At 69.5% G+C, this 17,387-nt stretch carries 13 protein-coding genes and 1 tRNA gene; 6 read left to right on the plus strand and 8 right to left on the minus strand.

Annotated features, from left to right (window positions below):
- Positions 1-210 precede the first annotated feature (210 nt).
- From AB0J58_RS34085 to AB0J58_RS34095, 3 genes are all read right to left on the minus strand, one after another.
- On the minus strand, positions 211-1,188 hold the full coding sequence (locus AB0J58_RS34085) for a ribose-phosphate diphosphokinase (protein WP_343962590.1): 978 nt from the start codon (positions 1,186-1,188) through the stop codon (positions 211-213).
- A 73-nt stretch (positions 1,189-1,261) separates the two neighbouring features.
- Positions 1,262-2,713, minus strand: a complete 1,452-nt coding sequence (glmU, locus tag AB0J58_RS34090; RefSeq protein WP_364223676.1) for a bifunctional UDP-N-acetylglucosamine diphosphorylase/glucosamine-1-phosphate N-acetyltransferase GlmU — start codon at positions 2,711-2,713, stop codon at positions 1,262-1,264.
- A gap of 166 nt (positions 2,714-2,879) precedes the next feature.
- Positions 2,880-2,951 (minus strand) — tRNA-Gln (locus AB0J58_RS34095).
- A gap of 310 nt (positions 2,952-3,261) precedes the next feature.
- Here AB0J58_RS34095 and AB0J58_RS34100 point away from each other — a divergent pair.
- The 4 genes from AB0J58_RS34100 to AB0J58_RS34115 all read left to right on the plus strand — a co-directional run bounded on the left by AB0J58_RS34100 (position 3,262) and on the right by AB0J58_RS34115 (position 8,520).
- Positions 3,262-4,203: a fatty acid desaturase gene (locus tag AB0J58_RS34100; protein WP_364223678.1), complete on the plus strand. Its 942-nt coding sequence runs from the start codon at positions 3,262-3,264 to the stop codon at positions 4,201-4,203.
- A gap of 240 nt (positions 4,204-4,443) precedes the next feature.
- Positions 4,444-5,523 (plus strand): TetR family transcriptional regulator, encoded by a 1,080-nt coding sequence (locus AB0J58_RS34105; RefSeq protein ID WP_364223680.1) that lies wholly within the window; start codon positions 4,444-4,446, stop codon positions 5,521-5,523.
- A gap of 62 nt (positions 5,524-5,585) precedes the next feature.
- Positions 5,586-7,649 (plus strand): RNA degradosome polyphosphate kinase, encoded by a 2,064-nt coding sequence (locus AB0J58_RS34110; RefSeq protein WP_364223682.1) that lies wholly within the window; start codon positions 5,586-5,588, stop codon positions 7,647-7,649.
- The gene (locus AB0J58_RS34115) at positions 7,642-8,520 is read left to right on the plus strand and encodes an NUDIX hydrolase (protein ID WP_364223684.1); all 879 of its coding nucleotides are present in this window, start codon (positions 7,642-7,644) and stop codon (positions 8,518-8,520) included. The genes AB0J58_RS34110 and AB0J58_RS34115 overlap by 8 nt, the downstream gene beginning before the upstream one ends.
- A gap of 55 nt (positions 8,521-8,575) precedes the next feature.
- Here AB0J58_RS34115 and AB0J58_RS34120 read toward each other — a convergent pair whose 3' ends face one another.
- A complete protein-coding gene (locus AB0J58_RS34120; protein WP_364223686.1) occupies positions 8,576-10,054 on the minus strand; it encodes a CYTH and CHAD domain-containing protein in 1,479 nt (492 codons plus the stop codon).
- A gap of 117 nt (positions 10,055-10,171) precedes the next feature.
- Positions 10,172-10,936 carry a trans-aconitate 2-methyltransferase gene (locus AB0J58_RS34125; RefSeq protein ID WP_364223688.1) on the minus strand — a complete coding sequence of 255 codons (765 nt, stop codon included), beginning with the start codon at positions 10,934-10,936 and terminating at the stop codon, positions 10,172-10,174.
- 56 nt (positions 10,937-10,992) lie between these two features.
- On the opposite strand from AB0J58_RS34125, the gene AB0J58_RS34130 reads away from it, so the two are divergent.
- On the plus strand, positions 10,993-11,544 hold the full coding sequence (locus tag AB0J58_RS34130; protein ID WP_343962607.1) for a MarR family transcriptional regulator: 552 nt from the start codon (positions 10,993-10,995) through the stop codon (positions 11,542-11,544).
- Between the two features lie 74 nt (positions 11,545-11,618).
- Here the strand turns inward: AB0J58_RS34130 and AB0J58_RS34135 are convergent, their stop codons facing one another.
- The 3 genes from AB0J58_RS34135 to rsmA all read right to left on the minus strand — a co-directional run bounded on the left by AB0J58_RS34135 (position 11,619) and on the right by rsmA (position 15,428).
- A complete protein-coding gene (locus tag AB0J58_RS34135; RefSeq protein ID WP_364223690.1) occupies positions 11,619-13,430 on the minus strand; it encodes an ABC-F family ATP-binding cassette domain-containing protein in 1,812 nt (603 codons plus the stop codon).
- Positions 13,431-13,574: 144 nt separating this feature from the next.
- Entirely contained in the window at positions 13,575-14,477 is a 903-nt protein-coding gene (locus tag AB0J58_RS34140) for a 4-(cytidine 5'-diphospho)-2-C-methyl-D-erythritol kinase (protein ID WP_364223692.1), read from the minus strand.
- A 90-nt stretch (positions 14,478-14,567) separates the two neighbouring features.
- Positions 14,568-15,428, minus strand: coding sequence for a 16S rRNA (adenine(1518)-N(6)/adenine(1519)-N(6))-dimethyltransferase RsmA (gene rsmA / locus AB0J58_RS34145; protein ID WP_364223694.1), 861 nt, complete (start codon positions 15,426-15,428; stop codon positions 14,568-14,570).
- A 471-nt stretch (positions 15,429-15,899) separates the two neighbouring features.
- Between rsmA and iscB the strand changes: the two genes are divergently transcribed.
- Positions 15,900-17,207: an RNA-guided endonuclease IscB gene (iscB, locus tag AB0J58_RS34150; RefSeq protein ID WP_364223696.1), complete on the plus strand. Its 1,308-nt coding sequence runs from the start codon at positions 15,900-15,902 to the stop codon at positions 17,205-17,207.
- The last annotated feature ends 180 nt before the right edge of the window (positions 17,208-17,387 follow it).

Raw genomic sequence — 17,387 nt, forward strand, 5'->3', positions numbered from 1 at the left:
GAGGCCGCGCCGGCGACTGGACTGAGGAGAGGGAGGTCGCGAGGAACGAGCGACCTCCCTCGACGAGGGAAGGAGCCGGACAAGAGCGGCCTCACCGCGACGCGCCAGCGTCGCCAGCAACTCGCGAGGAACGAGCGACCTCCCTCGACGAGGGAAGGAGCCGGACAAGAGCGGCCTCACCGCGACGCGTTGGCGTCGCAGATAACACAGCTAGCTGTCGCCTTCGAAGAGGCTGGTCACCGAACCGTCGCTGAAGACCTCGTTGATCGCGCGGGCGATCAGCGGGGCGATCGACAGGACCGTGAGCTTGTCAAACCTCTTCTCCTCGGGGAGCGGCAACGTGTTGGTGACGATGACCTCGGAGACCCTGGAGTTCTTCAGCCGGTCGACCGCGGGGTCGGAGAAGACCGCGTGGGTGGCCGCCACGACCACGTTGGTGGCGCCCTGCTCGTAGAGGGCGTCGGCCGCCTTGCAGATCGTGCCCGCGGTGTCGATCATGTCGTCGATCAGCACACAGGTACGGCCCTTCACCCGGCCGACGACCTCGCTCACCTTCACCTGGTTGGCCACGTCGAGGTCGCGGCGCTTGTGGATGAAGGCCAGCGGGGTGCCCAGCGTGTCGGCCCAGCGCTCCGAGAGCCGCACCCGCCCGGTGTCGGGTGAGACGATCGTGGTCGTCTCCAGATCGAGCTTGTCCTTGAGGTAGTTGACCAGGACCGGCATGGCGAACAGGTGGTCCACCGGGCCGTCGAAGAACCCCTGGATCTGGGAGGTGTGCAAGTCGATCGACATCAGCCGGTCGGCGCCGGCCGTCTTGAACATGTCGGCCATCAGACGGGCGGTGATGGGCTCGCGGCCCCGCCCCTTCTTGTCCTGGCGGGCGTAGCCGTAGAACGGCATGATCACGGTGATCCGCTTGGCGGAGGCGCGCTTGAGCGCGTCCACCATGATCAGCTGCTCCATGATCCACTGGTTGATCGGCAGAGTGTGGCTCTGCATGACGAACGCGTCACAGCCACGGACCGACTCCTGGTAACGGGCGTAGATCTCCCCGTTGGCGAAGTCACGCAGCGTGGTCGGCGTCTCCACGATGCCGAGGTGGCTCGCCACCTCGGCTGCCAGCTCCGGATGCGCCCTGCCGGAGAAGAACATCATGTTCTTCTCACCGGTCTTCTTGATGCTGCTCATGCCGTCCCCCTCGCCGGAGAGCACATCGATGTCCGCGCGACGCCGCGCCCACCGGGCCGCTCGCTCCGCTCACTCACGTCTGGCTCCCCTGCTGTTTCCCCGACTCGGCGGCCTTCAGCGCCGCCTGAGCCGATCTGGTGCCCGCGCGTCTGCGCACGACCCACCCTTCGATATTGCGTTGCCGCCCGCGGGCCACCCCGATGCTCCCTGCCGGGACATCTCCGTCGATGACCGAACCCGCGGCCGTATATGCGCCGTCGCCGATGTTGACCGGCGCGACGAGCATGGTGTCGCATCCGACGAAGGCGTGCTCGCCCACCGTCGTGTGATGCTTGTTGACCCCGTCATAGTTGACGAAGATCGCCGAGGCGCCGATGTTGGCGCCGGCGCCGATCGTCGCGTCGCCCACGTAGCTCAGGTGCGGCACCTTCGCACCCTCTCCGACCTGGGCGTTCTTCATCTCGACGTACGTTCCGGCCTTGGCCTTGCGGGCCAGCACGGTGCCGGGGCGCAGATAGGCGTACGGCCCGACCAGGGCCTCGGGGCCGATCACGGCCTCGGTGCAGACGGCGTTGCGCACCAGCGCCCCCTCGCCGACGACGGTGTCGGTCAGCGTGCTGGCGGGACCGACCTCGGCGCCCTCGGCGACCGCCGTACGGCCGTGCAGCTGGGTGCCGGGGTGGATCACCACGTCCCGTTCGAGGGTGACGTCCACATCGATCCAGGTGCTGGCCGGGTCGACCACGGTCACCCCGGCCCGCATGTGCGTCTCCAGCAGGCGCGCGTTGAGAACCTGGCGGGCGAAGGCGAGCTGTACGCGGTCGTTGACGCCCTCCACCTCCACGTAGTCGGCCGCGACGTGGGCGCCGACCCGGTGGCCGTCCTGGCGCAGGATCGCGAGGACGTCCGTGAGGTACTCCTCGCCCTGGGCGTTGGAGGTGGACACCCGCTTGACCGCGTCGGCCAGCAGGGACCCGTCGAAGGCGTAGACGCCGGAGTTCATCTCCTTGATCGCCCGTTGCGCGGGGTCGGCGTCCTTCTCCTCGACGATCTCCAGGACCGCCCCCGAGGCGTCGCGGATGATCCGGCCGTAGCCGTACGGGTCGGGCACCTCGGCCGTCAGCACGGTGACGGCGTTGCCGTCCTCGCCGTGCCGTTCGAGCAGGGCCGCGAGGGTCTCGGTGCGCAGCAGCGGCGTATCGCCGTAGGTCACCAGGACGGTGCCGCCGATGGTGCCCACCGTCTCCAGGACGGTACGGACGGCGTGGCCGGTGCCCCTCTGCTCGGCCTGCACGACGACCCGCGCGTCAGGGGCGGTGCCGGTCAGGTGCGCCTGGACCCGCTCCCGTTCGTGGCCGATGACAACGATGAGCCGCTCGGGTTCGAGCCCCCTCGCGGCGGCGAGCATATGGTCGACCAGGGTACGGCCGCACAGTTCATGAAGGATCTTCGGTGTTCTCGACTTCATCCGGGTGCCCTCGCCTGCGGCAAGGACAATGACGGCGGCCGGGCGCGGCACACTCACGGACGAGGCTCCCTCGGCGTCGCGGCTGAGACATGACGAAGCACGGCGACGGACGTCCACCCCCAGGGCATGGCACCGTCACCTGCTCGACAACGTGAGGATACCTTCCCGTTCGGGAACCCACCCAGCCGACTAGCCGAGCCAATAAAGCAGACATAAGAGACGGCTCCGGCACCAGGACTCGAACCTGGACAACAAGGACCAAAACCTTGCGGGCTGCCAATTACCCAATGCCGGATCGGCCAGACAGCGGGGACGACCCCGTACGCCTGGCACCCCTACGATACAGAGCCCGCGGTGTCGAACGCGCGCCGTTTGGGGGCCGTCCTGTCCGCAAAGTCGAGCGGTCCCGGCAACGAGCCTGGGGAACCCGTCGTTTGGCAGGTCAGACACGGGTAGAACAGATTACGAAGCCGCTGCGGCGCCAGCCCCAGCGGCCCATCTTCCACACACTTGGTGCTTAGGGATTCCTAACTTACGATGGCGTAGGTTACGGTGGCGTAGCCGCACGTGAATCCTTGCCTTTCCGAGCCACCGCGAGGTAGCGCATGACCGTCATCGAAGAACGCCCTGCTCCGGGCCCCAAACCCGACGTAGACCCAGAGCGGAAGACACTGCCGGAGATCATCACCTTCGGGGTGGTCGTCGGTGCCCCGCTGATCGCCCTGGCCGCGGCCGTCCCGTTCGCCTGGGGCTGGGGACTCGGCTGGTCCGACATCGCGATCGCGGCGGTCTTCTACGTGGTCACCGGGCTGGGGGTCACCGTCGGCCTGCACCGCCACTTCACGCACGGCTCGTTCAAGGCCAAGCGTCCGCTGAAGATCGCGCTGGGCATCGCGGGCAGCCTCTCGATGGAGATGTCGGTGCTCGACTGGGTGGCCACCCATCGCAAGCACCACAAGTTCTCCGACAAGGAGGGCGACCCGCACTCGCCGTGGCGCTTCGGCACCGGCTTCGTGGCCGTGTCCAAGGGCCTGCTCTGGGCGCACATGGGCTGGCTGTTCGAGGCCGATCGGGCCAACCGTGAGAAGTACGCCCCCGACCTGGTCAAGGACCCGGACATCATCAGGCTGCACAAGTTCTTCCCGGTCCTGGCGATCACCACGATGGTCATGCCCGCCCTGCTGGGCGGCCTGCTGACCTGGTCGTGGTGGGGCATGGTCACCGGTTTCTTTTGGGGCACGCTGGTCCGGATCGGCCTGCTGCACCACGTGACCTGGTCGATCAACTCCATCTGCCACGTCTTCGGCGAGGAGTCCTTCGAATCACGCGACAAGTCCCGCAACGTGTGGTGGCTGGCCATCCCCTCCTTCGGCGAGTCCTGGCACAACCTGCACCACTCCGACCCCACCTGTGCCCGGCACGGCGTGCTGAAGGGGCAGATCGACCTCAGCGCGGGTGTCATCCGCTGGTTCGAGAAGGCAGGCTGGGCCCACGACGTCCGCTGGCCCACCCCCGAACGCCTGGCCGCCAAACGCATCACCGCCTGACCCGCCCTCCAGCACTCCCTCCCGGAGCCATGCCTCATGCTCTGCCCCTGAGGGACTCCCGTGAGGCCGCGCCGGCGACTGGACTGAGGAGAGGGAGGTCGTGAGGTACGAGCGACCTGCCTCGACGAGGGAAGGAGCCGGGTAAGAGCGGCCGAACCGCGACGCGCCAGCGTCGCCATCGGCACGCGTCGCCATTGGCTCGCGTCGCAATAAACACCCTGGAGCAGCATTATTAGAACCGTGAGCGAACCCCGACGGCGGATGTCAGGCAAGGAACGCCGGGAACAGTTGATCCAGATCAGCAGGACCCTGTTCGCGGAGAAAGGGTTCGACGGCACATCGGTCGAGGAGATCGCGGCGACCGCCAACGTCTCCAAGCCGGTGGTCTACGAGCACTTCGGCGGCAAGGAGGGCGTGTACGCGGTCGTCATCGACCGGGAGATGCAGAAGCTATTGATCATGGTAACCGAGGCCCTGTCCGCCTCGCACTCGCTGATCAAACTGGAGCGGGCGGCCCTGGCCCTGCTGGCCTACGTGGAGGAGAACAGCGAGGGTTTCCGCATCCTCGTCCGCGACTCGCACGCCGCCTCGGGGACCGGGACGTTCGCCAGCCTGATCAACGACATCGCCAGCCAGGTCGAGGACGTCATGGTCGACGAGTTCGTCGAACGGGGCTATGACCCCAAACTGGCCCCCATGTACGCCCAGATGCTGGTCGGCATGGTCGCGCTGACCGGCCAGTGGTGGCTGGACGTGCGCAGACCGTCGCGCGAGGAGGTCGCCGCGCATCTGGTCAACCTGGCTTGGAACGGTCTGACCGGGCTGGACCCGAGCCCTCGGCTCACCGCCTCCTCTCGCGGCCTGGGGCAGCGGCTGGCCCAGGCGCACCAGCGTCCGGCCGACGCCGGCCACCATCCACCGGGATCGCGCCCGCAGCCCCATCCCGCTGCATCGCGGTCGCCCGCGCCCCAGCCGCCCGCGCCCCTGACCGAAAAGGAGCTTCGGGAGCTGGAGAAGGCCCGCGAGCGGGAGCAGAAGGAACAGGAGAAGCTACGCGAGCGCGAACAACGCGAGGCCGAGAAGCTGGCCAGGGAGCAGGAGAAGGCACGGCTCCGCGAGCAGCGGGAGCTGGAGAAGGCCCGCGAGCGGGAGCAGCGGGAGCAGCAGCGGCTGCTGAGGGAGCAGGAGCGGGCCCGCGAGCGGGAGCAGAAGGAGCTGGAGAAGGCGATGCTCCGTGAGGCCAAGGCCGCCGAGCGCGAGGCCGTCAAGCGAGCGAAACTCGTTGGTGAAGAGCAGGAAAAGCTTGAGCCAAGTGAGTAAACAACAACGCCCGTTGAGCCGAAATTAACGTTCCGTTCAACAAAAGCGGGCATTCTGGTCATATGTCCGCTGAACCCGCTCGTTCCACCCCCGACGGACTTCCTCTCCCGCAAGAGCGCTTCCTCAACCGGGAGGAGAGCTGGCTCCAGTTCAACCAACGGGTTCTGGAGATGGCGGAGGATCCGTCTCTGCCGTTGCTGGAGAGAGTACGGTTCCTTGCCATCTTCGCCAGCAACCTGGACGAGTTCTTCCGGGTACGGGTGGCCGGGCTGAAACGGCGGATGGCCACCGGTCTCCTGCTCCGCACGAAGAGCGGGCTGAAGCCCCGCGAGGAACTGTCCAGGATCGCGGCGATCGCCAACGACCTCGCGCTGCGGCAGTCGGCCTGCTTCTACGAGCGGATCCGCCCGCAGCTGAGCGCCGAGGGCATCGAGATCGTGCGCTGGGACGACCTCGGCCGCGACGAGCGCACCGAGATGCGCAGGCTCTTCAGGGAGCGGATCAGGCCGGTGCTGACGCCGCTGGCCGTCGACCCGGCCCATCCCTTCCCGTACATCTCGGGACTCTCACTGAACCTGGCCGTCACCGTCCGCAACCCCTCGACCGGCAACACGGTCTTCGCCCGGGTCAAGGTGCCCAGCAGGCTTCCCCGCTTCGTCGCGGCGTCCGTGAATCGTTTCGTCCCGCTGGAAGATGTCATCGCCGCTCACCTGGGGCAGCTTTTCAAAGGTATGGAGATCGTCGAACACCACGCCTTCCGGGTGACCCGTAACGAGGACCTGGACGTCGACGAGGACGTCACCGAGAACCTCATGCAGGCCCTGGAGCGCGAGCTCCTCAAGCGCCGCTTCGGCCCCCCGGTCCGGCTGGAGGTCGAGGACACCATCACCCCCGAGGTGCTCGACCTGCTGGTGGACGAACTGGGGGTGGCCGAGCACGAGATCTGCCGGCTGCCGGGGCCGCTGGACCTGACCGGGCTGCACGCGATCGCCGACCTCGACCGGGGCGAGCTGACCTTCCGCCCGTTCGTGCCCGCGGAGGTGGTGCACGTCGAGGACGACATCTTCGCGGTGCTGCGCGAGCGGGACGTGCTGCTGCACCACCCGTACGACTCGTTCTCCACGAGCGTGCAGCGGTTCATCGAGCAGGCCGCCGCCGACCCGAACGTGCTGGCCATCAAGCAGACGCTCTACCGCACCAGCGGCGACTCACCGATCGTGGACGCGCTGATCGACGCCGCCGAGGCGGGCAAACAGGTGGTCGTGGTCGTGGAGATCAAGGCCAGGTTCGACGAGCACGCCAACATCAGCTGGGCGCGCAAGCTGGAACGGGCCGGGTGCCACGTGGTCTACGGCGTCGTGGGGCTGAAGACCCACTGCAAGCTGGCCCTGGTGGTGCGCCAGGAAGCCTCGGGCGAGCTGCGCAGCTACTGCCACATCGGCACGGGCAACTACAACCCCAAGACCGCCAGGTTGTACGAGGATCTGGGCCTGCTCACCGCCGACCGGCTGGTCGGCGAGGATGTCACGGACCTGTTCATCCACCTGACCGGCTACTCCAACCACTCGGCCTACCGGCGGCTGCTGGTCGCCCCGCACTCCCTGCGCGGCGGGCTGCTGGCCAGGATCGAGCGGGAGATCGCCCATCAGGAGGCGGGCCGCCCCGCCGGCATCAGGATGAAGACGAACTCCCTGGTCGACGAGCCCATCATCGACGCCCTCTACCGGGCGTCGCAGGCCGGCGTACCGGTGGATCTGTGGGTGCGGGGAGTCTGCACGCTCCGCCCAGGCGTACCGGGGCTGTCGGAGAACATCCGGGTCAGAAGCGTGCTGGGCCGTTTCCTCGAACACTCGCGGATCTACGAGTTCGGCCACGGCCGGCGCCCGGAGGTCTGGATCGGCAGCGGTGACATGATGCGCCGCAACATCGAGCGCCGGGTGGAGGTACTGGTCAAGGTCGCCAGCCAGCAGCAGCGGAACTACCTCAGCGGCCTGCTGGACCGGGCCATGTCCGACGACACCGCGACCTGGTGGCTCAACCCGGACGGGACCTGGGTCCGGCACCCCGGTAATGACCTGCAGACCTATCTGCTCGGCACCCGTAGGTGGAGGGCCGTCGATGGCTGAGCGCACCACCCATCCGGACGGCATGATCCGCGCGGCCGGGGCGGTCGTCTGGCGCGGTTCACCGGGCGCGCCGGAGATCGCCCTCGTCCACCGGCCCAGGTACGACGACTGGTCGTTCCCCAAGGGGAAGCTGAGGAACGGCGAGCACCCCATCGCCGGCGCGCTGCGCGAGGTGGCCGAGGAGACGGGGATCACCGTGGAGCTCGGCCGGTCGCTGCCGCCGAGCCACTACACGAAGGACGGCCGGCCCAAGCGCGTCGACTACTGGGTGGCCAGGATGCTCTCCGAGGAGCGCCGTACCGACACGCGTGAGGTCGACGACGTGGTCTGGCTGCCTGTCGAGGAGGCCGCACGGCGCCTGACCTACGACTGGGACGCCGGGCTGCTCCGCGCGCTCGGCGCGGCATCGCTCGCGACCACCCCGCTCGTGCTGGTGCGGCACGCCCTGGCGGGGAGCCGGCAGGACTGGAAGGGCGACGACGACGACCGGCCGCTCGACGAGAACGGCCTGAGGCAGGCCGAGGTGCTCGCGAGGGTGCTGGGCGCCTTCCGCCCCGCGGAACTGGTCAGCTCCCCCAGCAGGCGGTGCGTGCAGACCCTGGAACCGTACGCCGAACGAGCAGGCCTGCCGGTCCGGCTCGAACCCGTCCTGTCGGAGACCCACTACGACTTCCAGGGCTCCCTGCTCCTGGTCAAGGAGGCCCTGGCCGCGAACCGGCCCGCGGTCTTCTGCGGCCACGGCAAGACCCTGCCCGACCTGATCTCCGAATTCGGTGGCCGGTCCGGCGACACGCGGCCGGCCAAGGGCGCGTTCACGGTGCTGCACCACAACGGCGGCCGTGTCGTGGCCGTGGACCGTTACACCGTCTGACGCGATCTCCAGCGGGTTCCTCACCGGTCCCGGGCACGTGGCGGTCGAGAGGACGTCAGAGAAGCTTCGCGACGGCGTTCTCGGTGTCGGCCCAGAGCCGGGGGAACTCCTCGGCGGCGCGCTCGGCCCCGGCCCGCTCCACGCCGGTCAGCACGCCGTAGGTGTAGGTGTCCTCCCCCGCCAGGCGGGCGTTCGCGGCCTCGGCGGCCAGCCGCTCCTGCGCGACGACGCCGTCCATGTGGGTGCCCAGCGCCTCTTGTATCGCCTCCGCCCGCTTGGCCAGCTTCTTCATACCGAGCACCTCCGCGGTGTACCGGGCCCGCTTGGCCGCCTTGCGCACTTCGTGCATGGCGGACTCGTGCTCGGCGGGGTTCTCGATGGACAGCGCGGTGTCGTAGGCCCTGGCGACCCGGCGCCAGCCCTTGGCCGCGACTGCCTTCAGGCTCTCCGCGGGCCTGCCGGCGGCCTTGGTGAGCACGGGGGTGGCGATCAGGTCGTCGAGGGCGTCGAGCAGGGCGAAGTAGCGCTCCCCGCTGAGGGCGTCCCTGATCCGGTCGAGGGCCTCGTGCTCGTCGTCCAGCAGGTCGGAGCTGAGGCGGGCCCTGATCGGACCCACGATCAGGGCGCTGTCCAGGCTGTCGAGCCTGCTCGCGAACCGCTCGCGGATGACCTCCAGGTCGCGTGCCTCACCGAGGACCGCGCCGAGCCACTTGAGCTCGTCCTGGACACTCCCGGTGCCCCCGACGACCGTCCTGAACGACTTCATCGCGCTGCGGAGCCGCCGGGTGGCGACGCGCATCCGGTGCACGGCGTCCTCCTCGGCCTTACGGACCCGGGGGTCCTGCGCGAGCAACGCGCCGACCTGGGCGGTGAGATAACCGACGGCGACCTCACCCGCGGAACCCGGGGCCGTCCTGGCAGGCGGCTGCCTGTGGATCGCTCCGGCGCCGTCGAGCAGGCGAGCGAGCTTGCTCGCCGACTCGGCGGGACCGGCGCCGGCCTTGCGCAGCCGCTTTCCGACCTTCTTCAGCAGCCTCTCGTCGCCATGGAGGATCTCCGCCTCGACCTCGTGCCAGCGTTCGACGTGGGGCTCGTCACCTAGCACCGTGCCCTTGACCCGGTCGTCGGCGATCTCGACCAGCCTCACTCCGGCGCCGTTGACCAGCGTGGTGACGGCACGGCGGGTGTCCAGCTCGGCGACGGGCGCCAGCGGGGCGCCCCGGGTGTAGGCGAGCACCAGATCCGCCAGCTCGGCAGGAACGATCTTGATGCTCCGGGTCAGCGGGTGGGTGATCTCCTGCCGTACGCCCTTGGCCTTGGGAAGCTTGAGGTGCCAGCCGGGATCGGTACCGCCCCTGCGCCTTCTCAGGGTGACCCCCCGCGCGGCGAGCCTCAGATCGGGCGTGTCGAAGTAGAGGGCCACCAGCCGATGGGTCTTCGGGCCCACGACCTCCCCGACGCCCGGAAGTCCGGTGAGATCCGGCAGCTGGTAATCCTCCGGCACGTCGAACTTATCCTCGATCTCTATCGCCACAGGTCATCCCCTAATTTGCCCATATATCCATTCATGCCCGGTTGTTTGGCCAGAAACCCGCTCCTGAGATCAGCGGTCCACCGGCACCCGCCGGGCGGGCGGCGGCGCGTCGCCCGGTCACCTCCCGGCGACCACGAAGATCCTGCGGAAGGGGAAGACCGTGCCGTACGGCCCGCGGGGATAGGCCTCGCGGAGCAGGGCGGCGCAGTCGGCGAGGAAACCGGCGGCCTCGGCGGGGTCCAGCCGGTCGAGCATGGGGCGCAGGGCGGTACCGGTGATCCAGGAGAGCACGGCGTCGTCGCCGGGGAGCACGTGCAGGTAGGTGGTCTCCCACGCGTCCACCCGGCAGCCCAGTCGAGCGAGCAGGTCGTGATAGCCGGCCGGGTCGTCGACCGGGGAGGGGCGGGCCAGGTCGCCCAGCCGGTCGCGCCACCTCGTCCGGCAGAGCTCGCGGACCAGGGCGTGGCTGGGAGCGTCGAAGTTGCCGGGGACCTGGAAGGCGAGCCGGCCACCGGGGGCGAGGGCCTCCACCCAGCGCGGCAGCAGCTCGCGGTGGCCCGGCACCCAGTGCAGGACGGCATTGGACACGATCACGTCGACCGGCCGCCCAGGGCGCCAGCGCGTGACGTCGTCGACGGAGAAGGAGAGCGAACCGCCCGCCGGCGCCTTCTCGATCATGGCGGGTGAGGAGTCGAAGCCGTGGACCCGGGCGTCCGGCCAGCGCCTGGCGAGCTCGGCGGTGAGCTCGCCGGTGCCGCAGCCCGCGTCGACCACGTAGCCGGGGTTCGTCACGGCTACCCTGGAGACAAGATCGAAGAAGGGGCGCGAGCGCTCGTCGGCGTAGCGGCCGTAGATCACGGGGTCCCAAATATATCTCGACATCAAGACAATTGATATCCGGCGAGATATCTCGATGTCAAGACAGATAGACTCCTGACATGACCCTGCACCACGCGGACCATGACTCCGGCCGTTCGGCCGGAGCGAAGGACGAGGTCGACCTGCTGGTCGCCGCCTGGAACCAGGAACGCCCGGATCTCGACGTGGAGCCGCTCCAGGTGCTCAGCCGAGTCTCCCGGCTGGCCCGCCATCTCGACCGCGCCCGCCGGGCCGCCTTCGCCGAGCACGACCTGGAGACCTGGGAGTTCGACGTGCTCACCGCCCTGCGCCGGGCCGGGGAGCCGTACCAGATGAGCCCGGGAGCCCTGCTCCGCGCGACGCTGGTGACGTCGGGCACGATGACCAACCGGATCGACCGGCTGGCCGCGGCCGGGCTGGTCAGGCGGCGCCCCGACCCCGAGGACCGGCGCGGCGTCCTGGTCTCCCTGACCGACGCCGGTCGGACCCGGGTGGACAACGCCTTCGCCGACCTGCTGCGCCGCGAACGCGAACTCCTGGCGAGCCTGCAGGAACGCGAACAGCAGGCCCTTTCGGACCTGCTGCGCACGCTACTCGTCCCTTTTGACGCGACCGACACCGGAGCGCACTGACCCTCCCATGCCCGAGGGCGGCGGGATAAACCCGGCGCGCCCCGAAGGCGTGTTCCCGGCCACCCTCGCGGGGCTCACTCGCCCAGGCGGTCGGCCAGCTCCAGCCACTCGCCCTCGATCGAGTCCTTCTCCGCGAGGATCTCCTTCAGCTGCGCGTCGAGCGAGGCCAGCCGCTCGTAGTCGGCGGCGGCGTCGGCCATCGACTCGTGCAGCTTCGTCTCGCGGCCGCTCAACTTGTCGAGCTGGCGTTCCAGGCGGGAGAGCTCCTTGCGGAGATCGCGCTCCTCACGCGCCGACAGACCGGCCGTCGTCTCCTTCGCGACCGTGGCCGAGGTGGCGGAGGCCGCACCGGAGACCGCACCGGACGCCGCGCGCGCGGACAGCGCCGCCCCCGAGGCCCGCCGGGACAGGTACTCGTCCACTCCGCCGGGGAGCATCGACAGCCTGTGGTCACCGAGCAGGGCGACGGTCCTGTCGGTGACCCGCTCCAGGAAGTAGCGGTCGTGACTGACCAGGATCAGCGTGCCCGGCCAGCCGTCGAGCAGGTCCTCCAGCTCGTTGAGCGTCTCGATGTCGAGGTCGTTGGTCGGCTCGTCGAGCAGCAGCACGTTGGGGTCGTCCATCAGGAGGCGGAGCAGCTGCAGGCGGCGCCGCTCGCCGCCGGACAGGTCACCGACGACCTTCCACTGCGCGTCCCCCTTGAAGCCGAGGCGCTCCAGCAACTGGGAGGCGGTCCACTCCCTCTTGCCGACCTGCACGAACTTGCGGACCTCCTCGACGGTCTCCAGCACCCGGCGCTCAGGGTCGAGCTCGCCCAGCTCCTGCGACAGGTGCGCCAGGCGGACCGTCTTGCCGCGTACCAGCCTGCCCGAGTCGGGGTGCACGGTACCGGCGAGCAGGCGGAGCAGCGAGGACTTGCCGGAGCCGTTCACCCCGATCAGGCCGATCCGGTCGCCGGGGCCGAACTGCCAGGTCGAGTGGTCGAGGACCAGCGGTCCCTGGCCGGGTCCCCCGGCGTGCAGCGTGACGTCCTCAAGGTCGTAGACCGTGCGTCCCAGCCGGGCCGCGGCGAACTTGACCAGTTCGACGCTCTCCCTGGCCGGCGGCTCGTCGGCGATCAACGCCTGGGCGGCGTCGATGCGGAACTTGGGCTTGGAGGTGCGGGCGGGCGGTCCCCGGCGCAGCCAGGCGATCTCCTTGCGCATCAGGTTCTGGCGGCGGGCCTCGGAGGCGGCGGCCACCCGGGCGCGCTCGGCCTTGGCCAGCACGTACGCGGCGTACCCGCCCTCATAGCGCTCGACCGCGCCGTCCACGACCTCCCACGTCCTGGTGGAGACCGCGTCGAGGAACCACCGGTCGTGGGTGACGACCAGCAGTGCCGTCCTGCGGCCGGCCAGGTGCCTGGCGAGCCAGTCGATGGCCTCGATGTCGAGGTGGTTGGTGGGCTCGTCCAGGATGATCAGGTCGTGCTCGTCGATGAGCAGCTTGGCGAGGGCGGTGCGACGCCGTTCACCTCCCGACAGGCTCCCGGCGAGCGCGGTCAGGTCGATGTCGCCGAGCAGACTGGCGAGGATCTCACGGATGCCCGCGTCACCCGCCCACTCGTGCTCGGACCTGTCACCGAGGACGATGTCGCGCACCGGCCGCGCCGGGTCGAGGTCGTCGCCCTGCGACAGCACCCCTACCTGGAGTCCCCGGTTATGGGTGACCCGCCCGGCATTGGGCTTGAGGTCACCGGCTATCACCGAGATGAGGGTGGTCTTGCCACCGCCGTTGCGGCCGACCACGCCGATGCGGTCGCCCGCCTCGATGCCGAGTGAGACGTCGTTGAGCAGGGGCTTGGGACCGTAGGAGTGGGAGACCGACTCAAGATTGACCAGATTCATCGCCAGACAAGCGTATCCGCTCCCGGCCCACCCGGCCCCCGCCGCGAGAACCGTCCCGTCCAGGACGGCGCCTCCGTCGGATGGCCGCCCCGGCCGGCGAGACGGCCGGTCGTGCGCCCGCGGGGGACGGGTGACCGGGAGAGCCTAGACGACCGCCGGGCCGGGCACGGGGCCGTGGGCGGTGATGACGTCGCGCGCCACGCCGGCGTCCTTCAGGCAGGCCGCCAGCTCGCCCGCGTGGGCCGCCGACCGGGCGAGGAAGGCACAGGTGGGCCCGGAACCGGAGACCAGCGAGCCGAGGGCGCCCTGCTTCCGCCCCGCGTCCAGGGTGTGGGCCAGCGAGCCGCGCAGCGCCACGGCGGCAGGCTGCAGGTCGTTGCCGAGCTGGGCGCCGAGGGCCTCAGCGTCTCCCTCGCGGAGCGCGGTCAGCAGTGCCTCGGCGGCCTGGGGCCAGGCCACCAGCTCGCCGCTCGCCTGGCGGAGGCGGTCGCACTCGGCGTAGACCGCGGCCGTGGACAGGCCGCCGTCGGCCAGCGCGAACACCCAGTGGAAGGTACCCGCGACGTCCAGCGAGGTCAGCCGCTCCCCCCTGCCGGTGCCGATCGCCGTACCACCGAGCAGGGCGAAGGGGACGTCGCTGCCGAGGTCGGCGGCGATCTCCATCAGGTCCTCGCGCGGCAGGCCGAGACCCCACAGCTCGTTGCAGGCCACCAGGGCCGCGGCGGCGTCGGCGCTGCCGCCCGCCATGCCGCCCGCCACCGGGATCGACTTGCGGATGAGCAGGTTCACCCCGTACGGGCGGCCCGCGTGCCCGGCCAGCGCGATGGCCGCCCGGATCGCGAGGTTGTCGCCGTCCTCGGGCACCTGGTCCGCGGACTCGCCCTCCACCCGGACGCTCATCCCGGTCTCCGCGGTGGCCGTGACCTCGTCGAAGATCGAGACGGCGTGGAAGACGTTGACGAGGTCGTGGTAGCCGTCATCCCGGAGCGGTCCGACGGCAAGTTGCAGGTTGACCTTCGCTGGTACGCGGACGGTCACGGAGTTCATGCGTCCCCCATGGGGGCTCGCTCACTGGTCACGACGTCAGATCGTAACGGGATCCCTCCCCCCCGCACGCAAACGAACCGGCAAATCACACTATGTACTGCTTTCAGACGTACGGTTCTCGGCGATCCGCGCGAAATCCTCGACCGTGAGCTGCTCGCCGCGCGCGGCGGGATCGATCCCGGCGGCCCGCAGCGCCCGCTCCGCGGCGGGGGCCGTACCGGCCCAGGAGGCGAGGGCGGCACGCAGGGTCTTGCGGCGCTGGGCGAAGGCGGCGTCCACCACCGCGAAGACCTCCTCGCGGGTGGCCAGCGTCGTGGGCGGCTCCCGCCTGACCATCGCGACCAGGCCGGAGTCGACGTTGGGAACCGGCCAGAAGACGGTGCGGCCGACGGGACCGGCCCGGCGGACGTCGGCGTACCAGGCGGCCTTGACCGAGGGGATGCCGTAGACCTTGGAACCGGGGACGGCGGCCAGCCGGTCGGCGACCTCGGCCTGAACCATGATCAGGACCTTGCGCAGCGACGGCTGCGTCTCCAGCAGGTGAAGCAGCACCGGGACCGACACGTTGTAGGGAAGGTTGGCGACCAGCGCGCTCGGCCGCTCCTCGGGCAGATCCTCGGGCAGCACGCGCATGGCGTCGGCGAGCACCACGGTGAGCCGGTCGGCTAGCTCCGGGGCGTGCCGGTCGACCGTCAGCGGCAGCTGGGCGGCGAGAACGGGATCGATCTCCACCGCGATCACGCCGCGGACCTCGGGAAGCAGCGCGAGCGTGAGCGACCCCAGCCCTGGACCGACCTCGATGACCACGTCGTCGGGCTCAAGCTCGGCCACCCTCACGATCTTGCGGACCGTGCCCGCGTCGATCACGAAGTTCTGACCGAGCTTCTTTGTAGGACGAATATTGAGCTTGTTCGCCAAAGTACGTATCTCCGCGGGGCCAAGAAGGCTCATGATGATTCCTCACGCAGCGGCTCGAACTCGCCACTGCGGTCTCCGACTCGTCTGCCTCGATCACCCAAGGTTGCTCTCCCATGTCATTCGACAAGTTTCCCGCACCCAAGCCCATGCGAGGACGCGTCAACGACTCCCTCCTGAAGGAGAGGGCTTGAGGTGCCACACCGCGCACCGATAGCCCCGCGTTGACCAGCCCGAGTCGTCACGAACTGGAGGTGCAACCAGATGACTACGTTGAACACAAGATCGCAGACCGACCTTGGGGTGCTTCCTCAGCCCCAGGCTCTCGAATCCGTGGGAGCAGACACGCCCGAGGGTGGGCACGAAACGGCTCACGGACACCGCCTCGCGGCGGTATCTGGTGTTCAACCTGGGCGAGGGGAGACCGGCCAGGCCGCACCACCGCACCGGCGTCGCCCCGAGGGCGCCACGGCGCCCGAGGGAGCGGGCAGTTCAGCCCACCCGGCCGTGTTCGTCCTCGACAGGCACGGCCAACCGTTGCAACCCACCAGCCCGGCCTACGCGCGTAAACTGCTGCGCTCAGGCCGGGCCGTGGTCCACCGCCACACCCCGTTCGTCATCCGGCTACGCGACCGCGCGGCCGCCGACTCCACCGTCCACGGCGTGCAGGTCGGTATCGACCCCGGCAGCAAGCACACCGGCATCAGCGTGTTTCGCGCCGACAGTGCCGACCGTAGCGGCCTGTACAGCATTCAGCTTGAGCATCGGGGCGGACGGATCCGCGACAGACTCACCGCGCGGGCCGCATACCGGCGAGGTAGACGGTCGCGGAACCTGCGCTACCGCGCCCCCCGGTTCGACAACCGCACCAGGCCGCAGGGGTGGCTGGCGCCGTCGCTGCGCCACCGCGTCGACATCACCATGTCCTGGGTGGTCCGGCTGACTCGGTGGGTGCCCGTCACGGCCGTCCACGTGGAGAAGGTCTCCTTCGACACCCACGCCCTGTCAGCCGGGAGGCCTTTGGAAGGCGTTGAGTATCAGCAGGGCACCCTGGCCGGGTACGAGGTCCGCGAATACCTGCTGGCCAAGTGGGGGCGCGCCTGCGCCTACTGCGGCGCGAGCGGCGTACCGCTCAACCTTGACCATCTCCACCCGCGTTCCCGGGGCGGCTCGGACCGGGTAAGCAACCTGACCCTGGCCTGCATCCGGTGTAACCAGGCCAAGAACGCCACTCCGGTGGAGGAGTTCCTCAAGGGCAGGCCCGCTCTGCTGACGAAGATCCTCCGGCAGGCGAAGGCTCCGCTGCGAGACGCAGCCGCCGTCAACGCCACCCGGTGGGCGCTGTGGCGGGCGCTGGAAGCGACAGGTCTGCCCGTTCACACCGCCTCGGGCGGTCGTACGAAGTGGAACCGCTCCCGCACCGGCGCCACCAAGTCGCACACGTTGGACGCGCTGCACGTCGGCCACCTCGGCACCGTGACCGCCTGGCCGTCCACGGTCCTGGTGGTCACGGCGACCGGTCGCGGTACCTACGCCCGCACCATCCCCGACCGATACGGGTTCCCCCGTCTTGCCCGGCCACGGAGCAAACTGCACCACGGCTTCCAAACCGGCGACCTGGTCCGGGCAAACGTCCCGGCGGGCAAGAAGGCCGGGATTCACCTCGGGCGAGTCCTGGTCCGCTCCTCCGGCTCGTTCGACATCACCACCCGGCACGGTCGCGTCGCCGGGATCAACCATCGGCATGTCCGTCATCTTCAGCGCGCGGACGGCTACGGCTACACGACCCGGAAAGAAGCCGATCGAAATGACTGACCGGTCAGGGCACGCTCGGGCCTTGACGGCCATCCCGCTCCCGGCTCCTCCCCCGCCTGAAGGAATCCGTTGCTTAATTGCCGCCGGTCGACGTCTGGCGTCGTTATCCAGTGCCGAACACGCAGGTCGCGGAGATCGAAAACGAATTGGGCAAGGGAGTCCTGAAGGCCGGGGCATCCT

It is taken from the genome of Streptosporangium sp. NPDC049644 (assembly GCF_040675205.1).
Classification (GTDB): domain Bacteria; phylum Actinomycetota; class Actinomycetes; order Streptosporangiales; family Streptosporangiaceae; genus Streptosporangium; species Streptosporangium fukuiense.

What these genes read in the sequence shown, in the direction of transcription:
- AB0J58_RS34110 (WP_364223682.1), top strand. Translation starts at nt 5,586, where the DNA reads ATGTCCGCTGAACCCGCTCGTTCCACCCCCGACGGACTTCCTCTCCCG.
- rsmA (WP_364223694.1), bottom strand. Translation starts at nt 15,428, where the DNA reads ATGAGCCTTCTTGGCCCCGCGGAGATACGTACTTTGGCGAACAAGCTC.
- AB0J58_RS34115 (WP_364223684.1), top strand. Translation starts at nt 7,642, where the DNA reads ATGGCTGAGCGCACCACCCATCCGGACGGCATGATCCGCGCGGCCGGG.
- AB0J58_RS34135 (WP_364223690.1), bottom strand. Translation starts at nt 13,430, where the DNA reads ATGAATCTGGTCAATCTTGAGTCGGTCTCCCACTCCTACGGTCCCAAG.
- AB0J58_RS34125 (WP_364223688.1), bottom strand. Translation starts at nt 10,936, where the DNA reads ATGTCGAGATATATTTGGGACCCCGTGATCTACGGCCGCTACGCCGAC.
- AB0J58_RS34085 (WP_343962590.1), bottom strand. Translation starts at nt 1,188, where the DNA reads ATGAGCAGCATCAAGAAGACCGGTGAGAAGAACATGATGTTCTTCTCC.
- AB0J58_RS34140 (WP_364223692.1), bottom strand. Translation starts at nt 14,477, where the DNA reads ATGAACTCCGTGACCGTCCGCGTACCAGCGAAGGTCAACCTGCAACTT.
- AB0J58_RS34130 (WP_343962607.1), top strand. Translation starts at nt 10,993, where the DNA reads ATGACCCTGCACCACGCGGACCATGACTCCGGCCGTTCGGCCGGAGCG.
- AB0J58_RS34100 (WP_364223678.1), top strand. Translation starts at nt 3,262, where the DNA reads ATGACCGTCATCGAAGAACGCCCTGCTCCGGGCCCCAAACCCGACGTA.